The 19,109-nt window shown below is 73.5% G+C and carries 11 protein-coding genes and 1 riboswitch; of the genes, 9 read left to right on the top strand and 2 right to left on the bottom strand.

Translation table 11 applies throughout. The features are described 5' to 3' along the window. Positions 1 to 220 precede the first annotated feature (220 nt). Complete coding sequence (locus tag ABTY59_RS14515) at positions 221 to 3,259, top strand: SCO1167/SCO6262 family helicase (RefSeq protein ID WP_502995367.1); 3,039 nt, start codon at positions 221 to 223, stop codon at positions 3,257 to 3,259. After that, positions 3,256 to 4,581: an SWIM zinc finger family protein gene (locus tag ABTY59_RS14510; RefSeq protein WP_352019261.1), complete on the top strand. Its 1,326-nt coding sequence runs from the start codon at positions 3,256 to 3,258 to the stop codon at positions 4,579 to 4,581. Before ABTY59_RS14515 ends, ABTY59_RS14510 begins: the two co-directional genes overlap by 4 nt. Positions 4,582 to 4,650: 69 nt before the next feature. On the opposite strand, the gene ABTY59_RS14505 is transcribed toward ABTY59_RS14510, so the two are convergent. Then, positions 4,651 to 5,625, bottom strand: a complete 975-nt coding sequence (locus ABTY59_RS14505; RefSeq protein WP_352019260.1) for a hypothetical protein — start codon at positions 5,623 to 5,625, stop codon at positions 4,651 to 4,653. 363 nt (positions 5,626 to 5,988) lie between these two features. Then, positions 5,989 to 6,843, bottom strand: coding sequence for a bifunctional 5,10-methylenetetrahydrofolate dehydrogenase/5,10-methenyltetrahydrofolate cyclohydrolase (locus ABTY59_RS14500; protein WP_352019259.1), 855 nt, complete (start codon positions 6,841 to 6,843; stop codon positions 5,989 to 5,991). A 28-nt stretch (positions 6,844 to 6,871) separates the two neighbouring features. After that, positions 6,872 to 6,978: riboswitch (ZMP/ZTP riboswitch) on the bottom strand. Between the two features lie 134 nt (positions 6,979 to 7,112). On the opposite strand from ABTY59_RS14500, the gene ABTY59_RS14495 reads away from it, so the two are divergent. The 7 genes from ABTY59_RS14495 (at position 7,113) to ABTY59_RS14460 (ending at position 19,091) form a co-directional block, all read left to right on the top strand. Beyond that, positions 7,113 to 8,387, top strand: a complete 1,275-nt coding sequence (locus ABTY59_RS14495; protein WP_502995373.1) for a GAF domain-containing protein — start codon at positions 7,113 to 7,115, stop codon at positions 8,385 to 8,387. 44 nt (positions 8,388 to 8,431) lie between these two features. Further along, on the top strand, positions 8,432 to 9,955 hold the full coding sequence (gene exaC / locus ABTY59_RS14490) for an acetaldehyde dehydrogenase ExaC (RefSeq protein ID WP_352019257.1): 1,524 nt from the start codon (positions 8,432 to 8,434) through the stop codon (positions 9,953 to 9,955). A 933-nt stretch (positions 9,956 to 10,888) separates the two neighbouring features. Further along, positions 10,889 to 12,163, top strand: a complete 1,275-nt coding sequence (locus tag ABTY59_RS14480) for an MFS transporter (RefSeq protein WP_352019256.1) — start codon at positions 10,889 to 10,891, stop codon at positions 12,161 to 12,163. Continuing rightward, on the top strand, positions 12,160 to 13,989 hold the full coding sequence (locus tag ABTY59_RS14475; protein ID WP_352019255.1) for a S9 family peptidase: 1,830 nt from the start codon (positions 12,160 to 12,162) through the stop codon (positions 13,987 to 13,989). Before ABTY59_RS14480 ends, ABTY59_RS14475 begins: the two co-directional genes overlap by 4 nt. 367 nt (positions 13,990 to 14,356) lie before the next feature. Beyond that, positions 14,357 to 16,258: a RiPP maturation radical SAM C-methyltransferase gene (locus ABTY59_RS14470; RefSeq protein WP_352019254.1), complete on the top strand. Its 1,902-nt coding sequence runs from the start codon at positions 14,357 to 14,359 to the stop codon at positions 16,256 to 16,258. Between the two features lie 40 nt (positions 16,259 to 16,298). Beyond that, positions 16,299 to 16,958 carry a DUF5825 family protein gene (locus ABTY59_RS14465; protein ID WP_352019253.1) on the top strand — a complete coding sequence of 220 codons (660 nt, stop codon included), beginning with the start codon at positions 16,299 to 16,301 and terminating at the stop codon, positions 16,956 to 16,958. A 600-nt stretch (positions 16,959 to 17,558) separates the two neighbouring features. Beyond that, positions 17,559 to 19,091: a gluconokinase, GntK/IdnK-type gene (locus ABTY59_RS14460; protein WP_352019252.1), complete on the top strand. Its 1,533-nt coding sequence runs from the start codon at positions 17,559 to 17,561 to the stop codon at positions 19,089 to 19,091. The last annotated feature ends 18 nt before the right edge of the window (positions 19,092 to 19,109 follow it).

Here is a 19,109-nt window from a genome sequence, read left to right as displayed (position 1 = left end):
GAACCTACGGATCGGTGATCGTCCGGGGCCATGGCGTCACCACCCGTCCACCGCCGGGGGTGCGCCGGGGGGCGGGGGTGGGGCGAGCCCTACCCCTTCCGGACCACGCGCGGGTGAGGCGTGAGTGTGGCGCGGATCACTTCGCAAGGGTGCTCGTCCGGGGATCCTCTCGGGTACCATCGGCGACTCGGTCTCCCAGTAGTCAAATTTGAGGAATGCGTTGTCGCTCTCGCACGGATCCGATGCATCGGCCCGCGAACCCGCTCTGGAAACCTCCCTCCCACCGCACGAACTCCTCCGTCATCCGGCCGTCTTCCTCCCCGCCGACCCGCCCCGCTCCGGACGGGTCGCCTTCTGGTCGGCGGACGGCGAACCGTGGCCGGACGGCACCGACGCCTCGCCGGACGACACGGCGAACACGGTCGTCGAGGGCGACACCTTCCAGGCCGTGGCCATCGGCGACGACGCCACCCCGGACGACACGGTGATCACCGTCGTCGACGGCGACACGCTCCAGGCCGTGACCGTCCCCGCCCGCACGCTGTCCGTACGCGACGCCCTGCCGTTGCTCGCCCGTGCCCGTTTCTCCGACGCGGCCTCCCCCGCCGCCGCGTTCTGGGGTGCCGCCTCCCTCCTCGCCCTTGACCTCGTCGCCCGCGGCCTGTTGCTGCCCGGCGTCACCGCCGGCGACCACGACGCCTGGCGTGCCGGGCCGCTCGGCCCCGGGGAGCTGGCCGACCTCCGCGCGCTCGCCGCGGCGATGCCGCCCGTCGCGCACTCCGTACCCCTGTCCCTCGACGAGCCGCTGCTGCTCCCCGAACCCGAGGCACTGCTGCGCGCCTTCGCCGACGCGGTGGCCGACACGCTGCCGCGCACCCCGGCCGCCCCGCTCGCGGCCGGCGGCCCCGCCTTCGCGGACGACACACCGCAGCGCGTTCCCGAACAGCGGGCGTGGGCCGCCGACGTGGCGGCGGTGCACGACGCGGGCGTCCGGCTCTCGCTCCGGCTGGAACTCCCCGGCTTCTCCGCAGAAGCCCAGGAGGCGCCCGCCTTCCTCGCGGTGCTCCAGCTGCAGGGGGTCTCCGACCCGACCCTGATCGCCGACGCGGCGGACGTGTGGGCCGGGTCCGGCCGGGCCGGCACCGCCTTCGGCCCCCGGGCCCGGATGGACGCCCTCGTCGCGCTCCGACGCGCCGCCCGGGCCTGGCCCCCGCTGTCGCCGCTCCTGTCGGCGGCCGTGCCCGACACCGTCGAACTCGCCGACGAGGAGGTCGCGGAGCTCCTGGGGCCGGCGGCCGAGGCCCTCGCCGCCGCAGGGGTCCAGGTCCACTGGCCGAGAGAACTCGCCGACCGCCTCACCGCCCACGCGGAGATCGGGCCGGTCGGGACGGTCCGGCCGGCGCACTCGGGCACGGGCGGAGAGGGGGGCGCGGACGCCGACGGCAGCCCCGCTCCGGGCCTCGCCGACGCCGCCCGCGCCTCCGCCCTGCCCTCCTTCCTCGGCGCGGACTCCCTGCTCGCCTTCAACTGGCGCTTCGCCGTGGGCGACCACGCACTCACCCGGGCCGAACTCGACCGGCTCGCCGAGGCCGGACGCCCGCTCGTCCGGCTGCGCGACCGCTGGGTCCTCGTCGACCCGACCGAGGTACGCCGGGCTCGTGCCCAACAGGACCGCAAGGTCACCCCGGTGGACGCGCTCGCGGCCGTCCTCACCGGCACGACCGAGGTCGACGGACGCCGCGTCGAGGTGGCCGCGACGGGCTGGCTGGAGCGGCTCAGGCAGCGGATCGCCGAGCCCGAGGGCGACCGGCCGGAGATCGTCCAGCCCCCGGCGCTCACCGCCACCCTGCGCGACTACCAGCTGCGCGGGCTCGACTGGCTGCACCGGATGACCTCGCTCGGTCTCGGCGGCTGTCTCGCGGACGACATGGGCCTCGGCAAGACGATCACCGTCATCGCCCTGCACCTGCACCGTCAGGCGGACCCGGAATCGGCCGGACCCACGCTCGTCGTCTGCCCGACCTCACTAATGGGCAACTGGCAGCGGGAGATCGAGAAGTTCGCGCCCGGCACCCCCGTGCGGCGCTTCCACGGAGCGGCCCGGGACCTGGAGGGGCTCACCGACGGATGCTTCGTGCTCACCACGTACGGCACCATGCGGCTCGACGCCGAGCGGCTCGCCGACCGGAACTGGGGACTCGTCGTCGCTGACGAGGCGCAGCACGTCAAGAACCCGTACTCCGCGACGGCCCGGCAGCTGCGCACCATCGGCGCACGCGCGCGCGTGGCGCTGTCCGGCACGCCCGTGGAGAACAACCTCTCCGAACTGTGGGCGATCCTCGACTGGACCACACCGGGCCTGCTCGGCACCCTGGGCGCGTTCAGGAACCGGTTCGCCGCGGCCGTCGAGGGCGGACAGGACCCGGCCGCCGCCACACGGCTCGCCGCGCTCGTCCGGCCCTTCCTGCTGCGCCGGCGCAAGTCTGATCCCGGCATCGCCCCCGAACTGCCGCCGAAGACCGAGACCGACAGGACCGTCTCCCTGACGCCGGAACAGACCGGTCTGTACGAGGCGGTGGTGCGCGAGACGCTGGCGGCGATCGCCGAGGCGGACGGCATGGAACGGCGGGGCCTCGTCGTGAAGCTCCTGACGGGCCTCAAGCAGATCTGCAACCACCCCGCGCAGTACCTCAAGGAGGAGCGGCCGAGGATCGAGGGCCGCTCGGGCAAGCTGGAACTGCTCGACGAACTCCTCGACACGATCACCGCCGAAGGGGCGTGCACCCTGGTCTTCACCCAGTACGTGGGGATGGCCCGGCTCCTGGAGACGCACCTCGCGGCCCGGGGCGTACGGACGCAGTTCCTCCACGGCGGGACCCCCGTGGCCGAACGCGAGGCGATGGTCGCCCGCTTCCAGAGCGGCGAGGTCCCGGTCTTCCTCCTCTCCCTGAAGGCCGCCGGCACGGGGCTCAACCTGACCCGCGCCGAACACGTCGTGCACTACGACCGCTGGTGGAACCCGGCCGTGGAGGCCCAGGCCACCGACCGCGCGTACCGGATCGGGCAGGACCGGCCGGTGCAGGTCCACCGGCTGATCGCCGAGGGCACGATCGAGGACCGGATCGCCGCGATGCTCGACCGCAAGCGCGAGCTGGCGGACACCGTCCTCGGTGCCGGCGGGGACGCCCCGCCGGAACTGACCGAACTGACCGACGCCGAACTGGCGGAGCTGGTGCGACTGCGGGGAGACGGACGATGAGCGGATACGGACAGAGTCACGGTCACGGTCACGGTGACGACGAGCGGACGTTCGACGCACTGCCGCCCGCGCACGGAGGGTTCACCCGCACGTGGTGGGGACGGGCGTGGCTCAAGGCCCTGGAGGACTCGGCGCTCGACGGGCAGCAGCTCAAGGCGGGACGTCGGCACGCGCGCGCGGGGGCGGTGGGCGCCGTGTCGGTGCGCCCCGGCCGGATCACCGCGCTGGTCAAGGACCGTGACGGCACGGCGTACCGGGGTGACGTGCTCGTACGGGAGTTCTCCGAGGAACAGTGGGACCGCCTCCTCGACCTCGCCGTGGACAGCGCGGGGCACATCGCGGCGCTCCTCGAACGCGAGATGCCGCCGCACCTCGTGGAGGACGCGGCGGCCGCCGGGCTCGACCTGCTGCCGGGCATCGGGGACCTCGACCCGGAATGCGCCTGCGAGGCCTGGGACCACTGTCCGCACACGGCGGCGCTCTGCTACCAGGTCGCCCGCCTCCTCGACGAGGACCCCTTCGTCCTCCTCCTGATGCGAGGGCGTGGCGAGCGCACCCTCCTGGAGGAGTTGCAGTCGCGCAGTGCCGCACGGGCCGCCGCGCCGTCCGCGCACAACGGAGAGGACGGGGAGGCGGGCGCCGGGGTCCAGGAGGTCGGTGGCATGCCGGGCGTGTCGGCGGAGGAGGCGTTCGCCGCCGGGTTCCTCGTGCCGCCGCTGCCCGCCCCCCCGGTCGTCCCGGACGCCCCGGGCCGGACGCCGTCCCTGGACACCGACACCCCTCCGGAGCCGGGCGTCGACCCGGCGGCCCTCGAGTTCCTCGCGGCGGACGCGGCGGCACGGGCGCACCGGCTGCTCGGCGAGCAGGCAGGGCCGGCCGGGGGTGGTCTCACGGTCGCCCAGGACGCGGTCAGGCTCGCCGCGGGCGCTCCCGTGCCCTGGATCGCCGCGCGGCTCGCGTCCGGTTCGGGCAGGTCGCGGGCGGAGCTGGAGCTGGCCACGCGCGCGTGGCGGTTCGGGGGCGCCGCGGCCCTCGCCGTACTGGACGAGGAGTGGACGCCGGACGCGGGGGCGCTCGACCGGGCCGGGATGCGGCTCGCCGAGGCCTGGGCGGAGGACGAGCGGCCGGTGTTGCGACGTGCCGGCGGCGCGCGGTGGACGGTCGTGGGTGCGGAGGCGCAGCTGCGGCTCGGTGAGGACGGTCGCTGGTGGCCGTACCTCAAGGCGGGGGCGCGCTGGTCGCCGGCCGGCCCGGCGGAACGCGACCCGGCGGCGGCCCTGGCGACGGCGTTCGCGGCGGGAGCGGCGGGAGCGGGTGAGTGAGCGTGCCGGAGGCTGCCGTCAGGCCGTTGGGCAGCGGAGCCGCCGGGTGCCCCTGGAGCCGGCCGAACGCTACTGGAGTCGGCCGGTGAGCCGGCCGGACGTGGCCGCCAGGCTGCAGGCGACGGTGTCCGCGCCGAGGAGGTGACTCGTCCGGTACGGGTACTGGACGAAGGTCTTCCAGCGCGTGCCGAGCGGTTGCCGGGCGGCCTTCCGGCGGAGCGGCTCGCGGCAGAGCAGCGTGGCCGCCTCCCGTACCGCCTGGTCGGTGGCGAAGGTGCCGACCAGGCGGGGACGGGCGATCAGTTCGGCGTGGTGCGGCGTGTCGCAGCGCCGCCGGAGGGCGGTGCCCGGCGCGTCGCGGTCGATGTCGAAGCACTCGCCGACGCGGAGCGCCTCGAAGGAGACGGCGTGCCCGGGGCGCCGGTCGCCGCTCGGGCGTCCGGTGGGCGTGGCGCCTGTCGACGGCGTGGCGACCGGCCCGGGGGCGGTCTTCCCGGACCGGAGGGGCGTGGGTGACGTGCCGGCCCGCGGCGTCCGCGCACGGTCCTCCGGCGCAGGGCGCGTCGGCGGGCCGTCCGTGCCCGCGGTGTGTGTGGGCGTCGCCGCGCCGGGCGTGTCGGCCGTTGCCCCGTCTGCTGTCCGGGTGGGCTCGGCCGGGGCCGCACCGCGTTCGTCGACGGCGGACGGCGCGCCGATCGGGTCCCCGCCCGGGTGCCCGTCGGCGAGTCCGACGCCGTCCGGGCCGCCCCGGACGCTCAGGAAGGCGCCCGCCACCAGCGCGGCCGTGAGCAGCGGCACCAGCGGCACGCCGAACCAGCGTGCGCGCCGCGCCGCCGGTCCGGGCCGTGCCGCGCCGAGCCGCACGAAGCGGGCGGCGGACCAGGCCGATTCGGCACCGGCGACGAGGGGCTCGTCGGCGCGGGTCCCGTCCGGACCGGGCGCGGCGGGACCGGGCCGCCCAGTCGCGTCGGGTGCGCCGGGCGTGTCGGACGCGCCCGGACGGCCGGGCTCGGGTGGCGGGGTGTCGGTGGACGGGTGGGGCACAGGGACCAGGTTCGCCGTTCGACGGCGGCGGGGCCAGCCTTCACCGGCCGCCGGGCGCGGCAGGTACGGAATCGTGACCATCGCGGACCGCACGCGCCCCCGCCGCGACGGCTCGCCCGTCACGGACGCCGTCCCGTCACGGCCGCTCCCCCATCACGGTCGCCGCCCCTCACAGCCGCCGGCCCGTCACGGCGCCGCCCGTCACGGCCGCTCCCCCCATCAGGGTCGCCGCCCCTCACAGCAGCCGGCCCGTCACGGCGCCGCCGGTCACAGCCACTCCCCCGTCACGGCCCTCCCCGTCCACGGTCGCCACCCCGTAACGGTCCCCTCCGCGTCGCCGCCGCCCCGCCCGGTCACAGCCGCCTACAGGCCGAGCTGGCGCTCCGCGCCCTCGACCGTCTGGGCCAGGAGCACGGCGATGGTCATCGGGCCGACGCCGCCGGGGACCGGGGTGATGAGGGAGGCGCGCTCGGCGGCCGAGGCGAAGTCGACGTCGCCGACGTTGCCCGGGTTGTAGCCGGCGTCGATGACGACGGCGCCCGGCTTGATGTCCTCGCCCTTGATGAAGTTCGGCTTGCCGACGGCGGCGACGAGGACGTCGGCCTCGCGGACGACCGAGGAGAGGTCCTTGGTGCGGGAGTGGCAGTAGGTGACGGTGGCGTCGCGGCCGAGGAGCAGCAGTCCGGCGGGCTTGCCCAGGATGGCGCTGCGGCCGACGACGACGGCGCGCTTGCCGCTGAGTTCGACGTCGTACGCGTCGAGGAGGCGCATGATGCCGCCGGGCGTGCAGGAGACGAAGCCGGGCAGTCCGAAGCCCATGGCGGCGAAGGAGGCCATGGTGACGCCGTCGACGTCCTTCTCGGGGGCGATGGCCTCGAAGGCGGCGCGCTCGTCGATGTGCGGGCCGACCGGGTGCTGGAGGAGGATGCCGTGGACCTCGGGGTCCTCGGACAGGGCGGTGATGGCGGCGACGAGTTCCTCGGTCGTCGTCTCGGCGGGCAGCTCGACGTGCCGGGAGCGGATTCCGGCCTTCGCGCAGCGGTTCTGCTTCATCTTCACGTACGTGACGGAAGCCGGGTCCGCGCCGACCAGGACGGTCGCGAGGCACGGCGTGACGCCGGTGCGGCGGGTGACCTCGGCGGCGCGGGCGGCGGTCTCCTCGACCGTGCGGCGGGCGAGGGCGGTGCCGTCCATGAGGGTGGCGGTGCTGGTGGACATGGCAACTCCTGGGCGTCGTCTCTGACTGGTTTCTCGCCCAGGCGCACGGCAGCGTCACGGTCGCGCCGTCGGGCGCGCTCCGCCGGGCCGCTCCCCGGTGGTGATCCACCTCAAGCGCCAGTCACGGCCCGGGCCCCACTGTACGTGAGGGGTCGGGGTGCGGTCCCGGACAGGGTGCATATGCCGGGGCGCGCGGGAGCTTGTCGGCCGCGGCCGGGCGCACCACCATGGGCGCGACGGGCCGGGACGACCTCGACGAGGAGGCCGAGTTGAGCGATGCGTGGGTGATGGCCGGGGAGCCGGGAACGGGGCGGGCACGCGCCTGGGATCCGGGTTGGGACGTCGATCCGGGCACGGCGGCCCGGCCGCTGGTGGCCGCGTCCTGGCGCAGGTCGGTACGCGCGCGCGTGAGCCCCGACGGGGCGGCGCGGGTGGAACTGGACGGGGGCGAGCTCGCCTCGTACCGGGAGGCTCATGCCCTCGCCCCGGCGATGCCGGTGATCCGGGAGCTGATGGGCGCGTACGCCACGGACGGGGAGCACCTCCTCGCGGTGTGCGACGCCGCCGGGCGGATGCTCTGGGTCGAGGGCCACCCGGGCACCCTGCGCAAGGCGCGGGCGATGAACTTCGTGGCCGGGGCCCGCTGGTCGGAAGCGGCGGCGGGTACGAACGCGCCGGGCACCGCCCTGGCGGTCGACCGTCCGGTGCAGGTGGTCTCGGCGGAGCACTTCCGGCGTTCGGTGCGGGCGTGGACGTGCGCCGCGGCTCCGGTGCACGATCCGCGCAGCGGGCGGCTGCTCGGCGCCGTGGACATCACGGGCGGGGAGCGGCTCGCGCACCCGCACAGCCTCGGCTTCGTGCAGGCGGTGGCGCGGGCGGCCGAGTCGCAGCTGGCCCTGCTCGGTCCCGCCCCGGAACCGGGGCGTCTGAGGCTGTCGGCGCTGGGCCGGGACGAGGCGGTGCTGTCGGTGGGCGGGCGGAGGCTGCGGCTGAGCCGCCGTCACAGCGAGATCCTGGTGGTCCTCGCGCACCGCCCGGACGGGGTGGGAGGCGACGAGCTCCTCACCCTTCTGTACGAGGACGAGTCCGTGACCCCGGTGACGCTGCGCGCGGAGCTGTCGCGGCTTCGGGCGCTGCTGGGGCCGGACGTGCTGCGGTCGCGGCCGTACCGGCTCGCCGGGTTGGTGGACGCGGACTTCGCGACGGTCGAGCGGCGGCTCGCCTCGGGGGCCGTCGCGGCTGCGGCCGGGGAATACACGGGCCCGCTGCTGCCGGCGTCGGCGGCGCCCGGGGTCGTACGGCTGCGGGAGCGGCTCGCGGACCGGCTCCGGGCGGCGCTCGTGGACCGTGCCGACCCGGGGCTGCTCGCGGACTGGGCGTACAGCGCGTGGGGCGAGGACGACGTGGTGGTGTGGCGGGCGCTGTGCGCGGCGGTGCCGGCGGCCCGGCTTCCTCCGGTACGGGCGAGGCTGGACACCCTGGAGGCGGAACTGTCCTCCGGTGCAACGGACTTGCAACGTACGGCTCGCCACACTCGGGCGTGAGCGCCGGCCAGGGACGGCCGGCGCGCTCCAGGGAGGCCACGCCGATGACCCGTTACGCCGCACCCGGTACCGAGGGCGCGCTCATGTCGTACCAGGCCCGCTACGACCACTGGATCGGCGGCGAGTACGTCGCCCCGGCGGCCGGCCGCTACTTCGAGAACCCCAGTCCGGTCGACGGCCGCCCCTTCACGGAGGTCGCGCGGGGCACCGCCGAGGACGTGGAGCGCGCCCTGGACGCGGCGCACGCGGCGGCCCCGGCGTGGGGGCGGACGGCACCGGCGGAGCGGGCGGGCGTGCTGCTGCGCATCGCGGACCGCATGGAGCGCAACCTGGAGGCGCTCGCGGTCGCCGAGACCTGGGACAACGGCAAGCCGGTCAGGGAGACGCTGGCCGCCGACATCCCGCTGGCGATCGACCACTTCCGCTACTTCGCGGGGGCGCTGCGGGCCCAGGAGGGCGCGCTGAGCGAGATCGACGACGACACCGTCGCGTACCACTTCCACGAGCCGCTGGGCGTGGTCGCGCAGATCATCCCGTGGAACTTCCCGATCCTGATGGCGGTGTGGAAGCTCGCCCCGGCGCTGGCCGCGGGCAACGCGGTGGTGCTCAAGCCGGCCGAACAGACCCCGGCCTCCGTGCACTTCTGGCTGAGCCTGGTCGCGGACCTGCTGCCGCCGGGCGTCCTGAACGTCGTCAACGGCTTCGGTGAGGAGGCCGGCAAGCCGCTGGCGTCCAGCCCGCGCGTCGCGAAGATCGCGTTCACCGGCGAGACGACGACGGGCCGCCTCATCATGGGGTACGCCTCCGAGAACCTGAAGCCGGTCACCCTGGAACTCGGGGGCAAGTCCCCCAACATCTTCTTCGACGACGTGTGGGCGGCGGACGACGACTTCCGCGACAAGGCGCTCGAAGGCTTCACGATGTTCGCCCTCAACCAGGGCGAGGTCTGCACCTGCCCGTCGCGGGCCCTGGTCCAGCGCGGCCACTACGCCGACTTCCTGGAGGCGGCGGTCGCCCGCACGGAGAAGATCGTCCCGGGCCACCCCCTGGACACGGACACCATGATCGGCGCACAGGCCTCCGCCGACCAGCTCCGCAAGATCGTCTCGTACCTGGAGATCGGCCAGAAGGAAGGGGCGAAGATCCTGACGGGCGGCCAGATCGTGGAGCACGGCGGCGAGCTGGCCGGCGGCTACTACGTACAGCCCACCATCTTCGAGGGCGACAACCGCATGCGGATCTTCCAGGAGGAGATCTTCGGCCCGGTGGTGGCGGTGACCTCCTTCACCGACTTCGACGACGCGATCCGCACGGCCAACGACACGCTGTACGGCCTCGGGGCCGGCGTCTGGACCCGCGACACGAACACCGCCTACCGCGCGGGCCGCGCGATCCAGGCGGGCCGCGTCTGGACGAACTGCTACCACGCCTACCCGGCCCACGCGGCCTTCGGCGGCTACAAGCAGTCGGGCATCGGCCGCGAGACCCACCGCATGATGCTGGACCACTACCAGCAGACGAAGAACCTGCTGGTGAGCTACTCGCCAAAGAAGCTCGGGTTCTTCTAGGGGCACGAAGAGAGGCGTCTGACCTGCACTTTCCCCCGTCGGACGCCTCTCTCACACCACAACGAGTCCCACTCCTCCATGGACTGCTCGATGAGGCGGTTGGCCCGCTCTCGCACGCCGTCCAGGAACCGCCGCGCGACGCTTGAGCGAGTGCACGTAGTGCACCGCGCCGTCGTCTGTCCGTCCCTTGCCTGCGGTGACGACACCACCCGTCAGGTTGAGCCTGCCCCACCCCGCCTCGGGCAGATGGCACTGCTCCCGCCGGAGGCGTATGACCTCTGCCGGCCGCATAGCCGCGTAGTACAGGCAGCCGAAGAACGCCTCCAGATGAGGGCCGCTCCCCAGCCTGCTGCGCAGCTGCCGCAAGTCGCGATCCATCTGCCCCGCACCGCCGGCGAAGGCGTCCGGGGAGCGGGACGCCCGGGCAACGCCGAGCCGCACCCCACCGGCCCGGACCGGCCACGGCCCGTGCACCACCCGCTCCGTCTCGGTGCCGACCGGGGTCCCGCGCAAACGGAAGGGGACTCCGTTACTCCGTGAGGCGCGGGCGGCCCCGTCCGCGGTGGACGCCGCGGGTGGGTACGGACCCCCACGCGGCGGCGGCCAGGGGCATCCGGCCAGGCGCGATCACCCGCGGGAGCAGCGGCCGGTGCCCGCCGGAACGTGCCGGCGGGCGACCGCAGCGCGGCCGCCGCTCACACGCTCGCGCCCGTTCCGGAATTTCCGGCCGGGCGACGCGGCACGGCAGCACCAGACACCTGTCACCGGGCATTGGCGGGGCCTTTCTTGATCGAAAACGCCATTCCAGGGACGGTATTGTGCCACGAGAATCCCTTCGCTACGATCGCAACCCTCACCGGCCGTAAGTCCGCTCATTGCAGGGGGCGATGTGGGTGCGTCAGCGTCAGAATTACTCCCCGAGCGGGATTCTTGATGGGCGAGGTCGAGGGGAAATCCGCGCCTTCCGGCCCTGAATTAACAGAAGACGAGCGATTATCGAAAGACTCGCTTTCTTCTCCTTTCCGAAGACGGGATTTCTCGCTCTTCTGGGCGGCGGGCGCCATCGACGGTCTCGGGACCTGTGCGTCGTCGCTCTTCCTTCCGCTGATCCTCCTGGGCGCCGGATACTCGTCCGGGCTCGCCGGCCTCGTCGCCTCGGTGGCCCTGGTCAGCGGGCTCGTCGTCTCGCCGATCGCGGGCGTGTTCGCCGACCGGTTGCCGCGCAAGCCGATGATGTACGCGGCGGCCCTGGTCGCCGCGGGCGCCACGGGCACGGTGTTCGTGGCGGTGGCACTCGGCCATGTCGTCCTCGTCCACATCCTCGTCGCGGCCGTCGTCGAGCAGGCGGCGAGCGCCACCTACGGGGCGGCCGCCTCCGGGATGATCCGGCGGCTCGTGCCCCCCGAGGAGTACTCCCGGGCGATCGGGTACCTCCAGGCGCGGGACCAGGCGGTGCAGATCGTCGGGCCGACGCTGGGCGGTGTGCTCTACCAGATGGCGCGGTGGGTGCCGCTGCTCGCGGACGCGGTGTCGTTCCTGCTGGTGGCCGTGCTGAGCCGGGCGATCCGCGCGGACCTGACGCCCGAACGGGAGGGGCCCGCGGCGTCCTTCACCCGTGAGCTCGCCGAGGGCCTGCGCTTCGTGTGGGCGGAGCCGTTCCTGCGCTTCGTGGTCGTGTGGACGGCCGGGATCAACGCCCTGCTGGGAGCGCTGTACTTCCACGCGGTCTTCGCCTCGCACGCCGAGGGCGCGAGGCCTTCCTCGATCGGTCTCATCCTCACCCTCGCGGGCGTCGGCGGGCTGCTGGGCGCACTCGCCGCACCGTGGCTGGTGCGACGGGTGCCGGCCACCCGGATCGTCACGGGCGCCTCGTGGGCCATGGTGCCGACGGCGGCCGGGCTCGCCTTCGCCTCCCAGACCTGGGCCTACGGGCTGCTGCTGAGCGGGGTGTCGCTGATCGTGCCGTCGGTGGCGGTCGTGCTCCAGACCCGGGCGGTGCTGGTGACCCCCGACCGTCTGCTGGCCCGGATGGGCACGGTGCTGGGCACCGCAGGACAGGGCGTCGCCGTGCTCGCCCCGGTGCTGGCCGGGGTGCTGGTGGCTGCGTACGGGGGCCGCTCGGTGGCGCTGGGCTGCGCCGGCGCGTTCGCCGGGCTGGCCCTGTACGCGACGGCCAGGTCCGCACTCGTCGTCCGGGAGGCGCCGTGACACCGCCCGCGCCGAGAACAGCGACCCGCACCTACGGCGTCTACCGCCCGGTGCTGCCGGTGACAAGCCCCCGCAACCCGGATCGGATGGTGTACACGGGGGACGCCGACGGCCGGTGCGAGATCTTCACCTGGGACCGGTCCAGCGGCAGCGGACGGCAGTTGACGGACCGTCCGCACGGCACGCTGCTGTGCGACATCGACGGCGACGAGGCCGTGTGGTGGTTCGACGAGGACCGCGGCGGCAGCGGCGCCTGGCGCACCCAGGACTTCGACGGCGGCCCGGACCGTACGGCGCTGGCCGGGGTGCCGGCCGGGCGGCCCGCCGGGCTGGCGCTGACGGAACGCGGCACGGTGGCCGTCGGGATCCGCGGCGCCGAGGGATTCAGCGTGCACCTGGGCCGGCGCGGCGGCAGGGGCACCCCCGTCCTGCGCACGACGGACTCCGCCACCCTGTGCGATCTGGCGCCGGACGGCGGACTGCTGGCGGTGTCCGGGCCCGCGCACTCCGCCCGAGCCGTGACGCTGCTGACCCCGGACGGTGCCACCGCCGCGGTGCTCTCCGGCACCGCGGAACGCACCTGGGCGCTCGGCTTCGCGCCCGCTGCCGCGTCGGCCTCCGGCCTCGGAGGTACGTCCGGCCGCACGCTGCTGCTGGTCATGCGCGAACGGGCCGGCCGCTACCACCTGGGGGTCTGGACCCCGGGCGGCGGACTGGAGCTGCTGCCCTGGTGCTCCTTCGACACCGAGACGACCGCCCGCTGGTACCCCGGCCCGGGGAGCGCGCGGGTCCTGCTGCGACAGGACCGGCACGGCCGCAGCAGGCTGTTCACCGCCGACTTGGACCGCGGCGAGCTGACCCGGGTGCCCACCCCCGAGGGCAGCATCCTGGCCGCGTCGCCCGCCGCCGACGGCGACGTGCACCTCATCTGGACCGACGCGGTGAACGTGCCCCGCGCGATGTCCCTGTCGGGTGCGTCGCTGCCGGGGCAGAGCGAGTGGCGCCTCCCCCGGTTCGGCCACCGCCGGGACCTGTGGACCCCGGGGCCCGACGGGCCCGTGCACACCTTCGTCACCACGCCCTCGGACCGCCCCGCGCCGCACCCGCTGGTGCTGCTCGTGCACGGCGGCCCGGCCGACCACGACCGCGACGCCTACGACCCGATGGTGCAGGCCCTCGTCGGCTCGGGGTACGCCGTGGCCCGCGTCAACTACCGGGGCTCGACCGGCTACGGGCCGCGCTGGCGCTCCGCCTGGTCCGAGGGCGTCGGCCACACGCAGGTCGCCGACCTGGTGCGGGCCCGCGCCGACCTGCTGGACCGGGGCATCGGCCGAGCCGGCGCCGTGGGCCTGTGCGGCACCTCGTGGGGCGGCTATCTGACGCTGCTGGCCATGGGCGCCCGCCCCGATCTGTGGGACGTCGGGGTGGCCGTCAAGCCGCTCGCCGACTGCGCCACCGCCTTCCGGCACTCCACGCCCGCCCTCCAGGCGCTGGACACCTCGCTGTTCGGCGGCACTCCGAACGAGGTGCCCGACGCCTACGCGCACGCCTCCCCGTCCTCGTACGCCGCCGCGATCCGCTCCCCGCTGCTGGTCGTCGCCGCGCGACGGGACGCCAAGTGCCCGCCGGAGCAGATCGAGGCGTACCTGGCCGTGCTGCGCGCGGGCGGTGTCCCCCACGAGGTGATGTGGCTGGACTCGGGCCACGACGGCTACGACGGAGCCGAGCACCTGGCCGTCATACGGCGGTCCCTCCAGTTTCTCGGCGGCGGGCTGCCTTCCGCGCCCGATCAGGCCGAGCCGCTCCCACCCCCGGAGAGGAGGTGAACATCATGCAGAAGGACATCATCCACGGAGACCCGCTCGACGGCGACGAGGAGAGCCGCAAGCCCGGCGTCGGCGTCGTCGTCTACCTCCGCTCCGCGGAGGAGATGGAGGACGAGGACAAGTAGCGGCCAGGGCCTTTCGTCCGGATCAGGGCACGCGAGCCCGCCAGGATCCGCACGCGAGGCCCCAGGGGCCGGTCCGCATCCGTGCGCGGCCGGCCCCCATCCGGACGGAATCCCGGCCGGACTCCCGGCCGGCGTCCGGTCACGGAGGTCGTCGGGCGCCCTGCCCGGCGCCCGACGACTTCCCGGCCGATGCCCGACCGACACGTCGTTCCGTGCACTGATCACATGAGAAGAGGCGAGCCGTGCGCGTACTCCTGGTGAACATGCCCTGGGCCCCGATCGATCTCCCGTCGCTGGCTCTCGGAATTCTCAAGCGCAGTGTCGACGAGCGCGTGCCGAACGCCACGGCGGACGTTCTGCACGCGAATATTGAATACGTCGACTGGATCACCAAGAACACGGAATTCACTTTGGAGGACTACTCCTACTACGCCCTCGGCTCCTATTTCCTGGGATGCGGCGACTGGGTCTTCTCCTCCGCGCTCTACGACGATCCCGAATGGCGTGTACCCGAGTTCACCGAGGCGATGGCCAACCGGGTGCGCGGGGCCCGCATGGAGATGACGCAGGCACTGCACGTCACCGCGCCCGACTTCGTCCGGCACATCGCGGAACGCATCGTGGAACTCGCCCCGGACGTCGTCGGGTTCACCTCGACGTTCCAGCAGAACACGGCGGCCCTGGCGGCCGCCAAGTACGTCAAGCGGCTCGCCCCGCACATCGTGACGGCCATGGGCGGCGCCAACTGCGACGGCAAGCAGGGCGAGGCCGTCCACCGCAACTTCCCCTTCGTCGACCATGTGCTGCGCGGCGAGGGCGAGGTGTCGTTCCCCGCGCTGGTCAGAGCCCTGGACGCCGGTGAGCCGCTGTCGGAGATCCCCGGGCTGTGCTGGCGCGACACGGACGGCACCTCCGTGGTGAACGCCATGAACACCAAGCCGCTGCCGCCCGCCGCCATCCTGCCGCCGGACTACGCCGGGTACTTCGAGCGGCTCGCCTCCTCCCACGCCCGGAACTGGGTCGAGCCGAAGCTGGTCGTCGAGGGCGCGCGGGGCTGCTGGTGGGGCGAGAAGCACCACTGCACCTTCTGCGGGCTGAACGGCTCGTTCATGGAGTTCCGCAGCAAGAGCCCCGACGTGTTCTACGACGAGATCATGGAACTGGCGCGCAGGCACCGGGTCCTGGACATGTACGTCGTGGACAACATCCTGGACATGGGGTACGTGAAGTCGGTGCTGCCCCGCATCATCGACAGCGGGTACGACCTGCGGATGCACATCGAGATCAAGTCCAACATGCGGCGCGGACAGCTCCAGACCCTGGCGGACGCGGGGCTGATCTTCGTCCAGCCGGGCATCGAGAGTCTCAACAGCCGGGTGCTGACCCTGATGGACAAGGGTGTGACCGGCGGCCAGAACGTGCGGATGCTCCGCGACGCGGCCACCGTCGGCCTCTCGGTAGCCTGGAACTACCTGCACGGCTTCCCGGGCGAGGACACCGAGGACTACGACGACGTGGTGGACCAGCTCGCCGCGCTGGAACACCTGAACCCGCCCGTGGGTCCCTCCTCCCGGATCGCGATCGAGCGGTTCAGCCCGTACTTCGACAACCCCGGCCTCGGCTTCTCCGAGCTGCGCCCCGCCGAGCCGTACCGGCTCACCTACGACCTCCCCGACGCCGAGATGTTCGACCTGGCGTACGTCTTCGACGTACCGCCCCGGGGAATCGGCGAGGACGTCGTCGCCCGGCTCGACGAGGGCATCGGGCACTGGAAGCGGAACTACGCCGGCAGCCGCCTCACCCACTGCGACCTGGAGGACCGCATCATCCTGGTCAGCAGGCGACGGGCCTTCGACTGGACGCGCCTGGAACTGACCGACCCGGGCGAACTGGCCCTGTTCCGGCTGCTCGACCAGCCGCACACGGTGAAGGCGGCCGCGCGCAAGCTGGAGGCGGACCACCACTTCGGCGAGGCCGCCCTGCTGGGAGTCCTCAAGCGGTGGCGGGAGCTCGGCATCGTGTTCGAGGACAGCGGGCAGTTCGTGCAGATCGCGCCGCCGGCCCTGAACGAGGAGTTCCTGCGGATCGACTTCATGCGGCACACCGCCGCCCGCGAGGCGGAACTCGCCCCGACGACCGTCTGACGACCGCGCGACCGCCCGACCGCCCGACCGAGGGACGACGATGACTCCTGTTCTCACCGGCACCGCCCCCTTCACCGTGACCGCCTCACGGGACTACGACCCCGAGGTGGGCACCCTGCCCGCCATGTCCCTGGGCCGCTTCGAGATCGACATGTCCGGCGGCGAGGCCGCCCGGCGGCTGTTCGCCGCCGGGGCCCGGCACGTCACCCTGCCCCGCCCCGTGGACCTGACGGACACCGCCGACGCGGCCTGGACGGTCAGGGCGCTGAGCTTCGTGGGCGACCTCTCCAGCCTGGCCGTCTCGGTCGACTGGCAGATCCACACCGGCTCCGACCCGGACGCCTGGCGCCACTTCGGGCACCTCCACCCCCCGACCGCCGTCCTCGGCACCGCGGACCCGGTGGCGACGGCGCTCGCCTGGCGCACCACGTACTACATCTGCAAGTGCATCTTCCGGTACGGCCCCGGGTTCATCCAGGTCCGCGACCGGCGGTACGGCGAGCTGCGCCGCTTCACCATCGACGAACCGGAGTACCACGAGGCCGTCGCGGCCCTCACCGACGGCGCGACCGTCGACGCGATCGGGCGTCCGATCCTGGACGACCTCATGGCGGAGACCCTCGTCCTGCGCTTCGGCGACCACCTGTGGTGGGCGCCGTACCGGGTGCGCCGCTGGTCGGAGGCACCGCTCGTGATCTGAGCCGGTGATCGCCGAGGCCCCGCGGAGAGTCGTCCCGCGGGGCCTCGGGCATGTCCGCTCCCGGGTCGAGCGGGGATGTTCCGTCGTGCATGTCAGTGACGGGGGTGTCGACGGCGTGGTCCGGCGCGAGCGGGGGTGTAGGGATCACAACTCGCGGATCATCGTGGCCACAAGAGGGGCGGGGCTCAGCGGCTGTCGCCCTTCGGTGCGAACTGCTTCCGCATGGCGGTCGCTCTTCGGGGCTGGGGACGAGGCCGACCAAGATCCCGAGCCATACCCGGACCAGCTCTTCCAGGGGCACGAAAAGAGGCGCCTGACCTGGTGTTTCGCCCGTCAGGCGCCTCTCGTTCGCCCTGTTTGGCGAGGGTCGCGTTTACGAGATGCCCGCGCGGGCCGTGACCGGTCCAGCGGCCTGTCGCACGGCGGCGATGATGCGCTGGCAGTCCGGCGCGGGGCGGCCTTCCCGCCGCGCTGGAGGGCTGTGACACGGGCATTCTGGTCCGGTCGACATGCGTCGGCGGTCGAACGGGGGTCACATGGGAGGTGTCTGGTCCACCGGACGGAGACACCTCTGCGGGCACACGGCATGGAGGAACTGTCGTGGAACACGGAACAGCGGCCGGGGGGCTGCCGCGGCTGTTGCTCGTCGTCGGCGTCGCCGGCTCGGGCAAATCGACCGTGGGACGTCTCCTCGCCGCACGGCTGGGGTGGGAGTACCGGGACGCAGACGAGTTCCACTCCGAGGCCGATCGCGCCAAGATGGCCGCCGGCCATGCCCTCACGGACAGCGATCGGGCGCCGTGGCTCGAAGCGATCGGCGCGTGGATGGACGGGGCGATCGCAGCCCGTCGGCAGGCCGTCGTGACCTGCTCCGCGCTCAAGCGTGACTACCGGGACACGCTGCGGGAAGGGCGCCCCGAGGTTCTTCTGGTGTACCTGCACGGCTCGCGCGAGCTGCTGGGGGCCCGGCTGGCCGGGCGGCACGGTCACTTCTTCCCGACGAACCTGTTGGACACCCAGCTCGCGGTTCTCCAGGAGCCTGAGCCCGACGAGCACCCGTTGGTGGTGGAGATCGACCAGCCTCCGGAGGCCGTCGTCACAGCGGTGCTTTCGCTGATGCGCCCGGAATCCCCTTCCGGTGAGTGGTCGTCCGCATCGGACACGGAGCGGACCGTCCAAGCCGTTGCGCACGACGGTCCTTCCGCGTCCCCCGGCAGCCCCACGGGTGAGTCGTGGCAGTTGGTCCGCGGAGAGCAGAGTGCGGTGGTGGTCCAGCTGGGCGGTGCCCTGCGCGATGACGCCGTGAAGGGCCGACCCCTGCTCGACGGGCCCTCCGCCGGGTCCGCCATCACGGGCGGGAGGGGGCAACTGCTCATCCCCTGGCCGAACCGCGTGGGCGACGGACGCTACGGCTTCGACGGCAGGATTCTCCAACTCCCCGTGACCGAAGTCGAGAGGAACAACGCGATCCACGGACTGCTCCGCTGGACCCTGTGGCAGCTGCTCGCCCGCACCGACGACGCGGTGATGCTCGGCACGACGCTCTGCCCCCAGCCCGGATATCCGTTCCTCCTCGATGTCGGTGTCGAGTACCGGCTGGGCCCGGGCGGGCTCGGCGTCACCGTCCACGCCACCAACACCGGTCAGCGGCCCGCACCTTACGGAGTGGGGCAGCATCCCTATCTGACGGTCGGCACCGACCTCGTCGACACCGCCCTGCTGACCGTTCCCGCCAGGTACCTGTTGCAGACCGACGACCGGGGCCTGCCCATCGGCCGGGAGTCCGTACACGGCACCCCGTACGACCTCCGCGTCGCCCGCCCCATCGGCGATCTGCGACTGGACACCGCCTTCACCGGACTTGACCGCGGCTCTGACGGGCGGGCGATCGTGCGACTGGCGCACCCCTCCGGAGAGCGGGGGGTGGATCTCTGGCTCGGCAAGGGAACCCGCTGTGTCCAGGTGTACACGGGAGACACCCTGGCCGACCCCGAACGGCGGCGCCGCGGAGTCGCCGTGGAGGCGATGTCCTGTCCACCGGACGCCTTTCGCAGTGGCACGGACCTCACCGTCCTGGAGCCGGGCGCGACCCACGTGCTCCGTTGGGGTCTGAGCCCCTGGGGGTATGCATGACATCACCCATGGAGCCGC

Origin of the sequence: Streptomyces sp. NPDC096079 (assembly GCF_040303145.1) — a bacterium.
Classification (GTDB): domain Bacteria; phylum Actinomycetota; class Actinomycetes; order Streptomycetales; family Streptomycetaceae; genus Streptomyces.
This window is presented reverse-complemented; position numbering and strand designations above follow the sequence as displayed.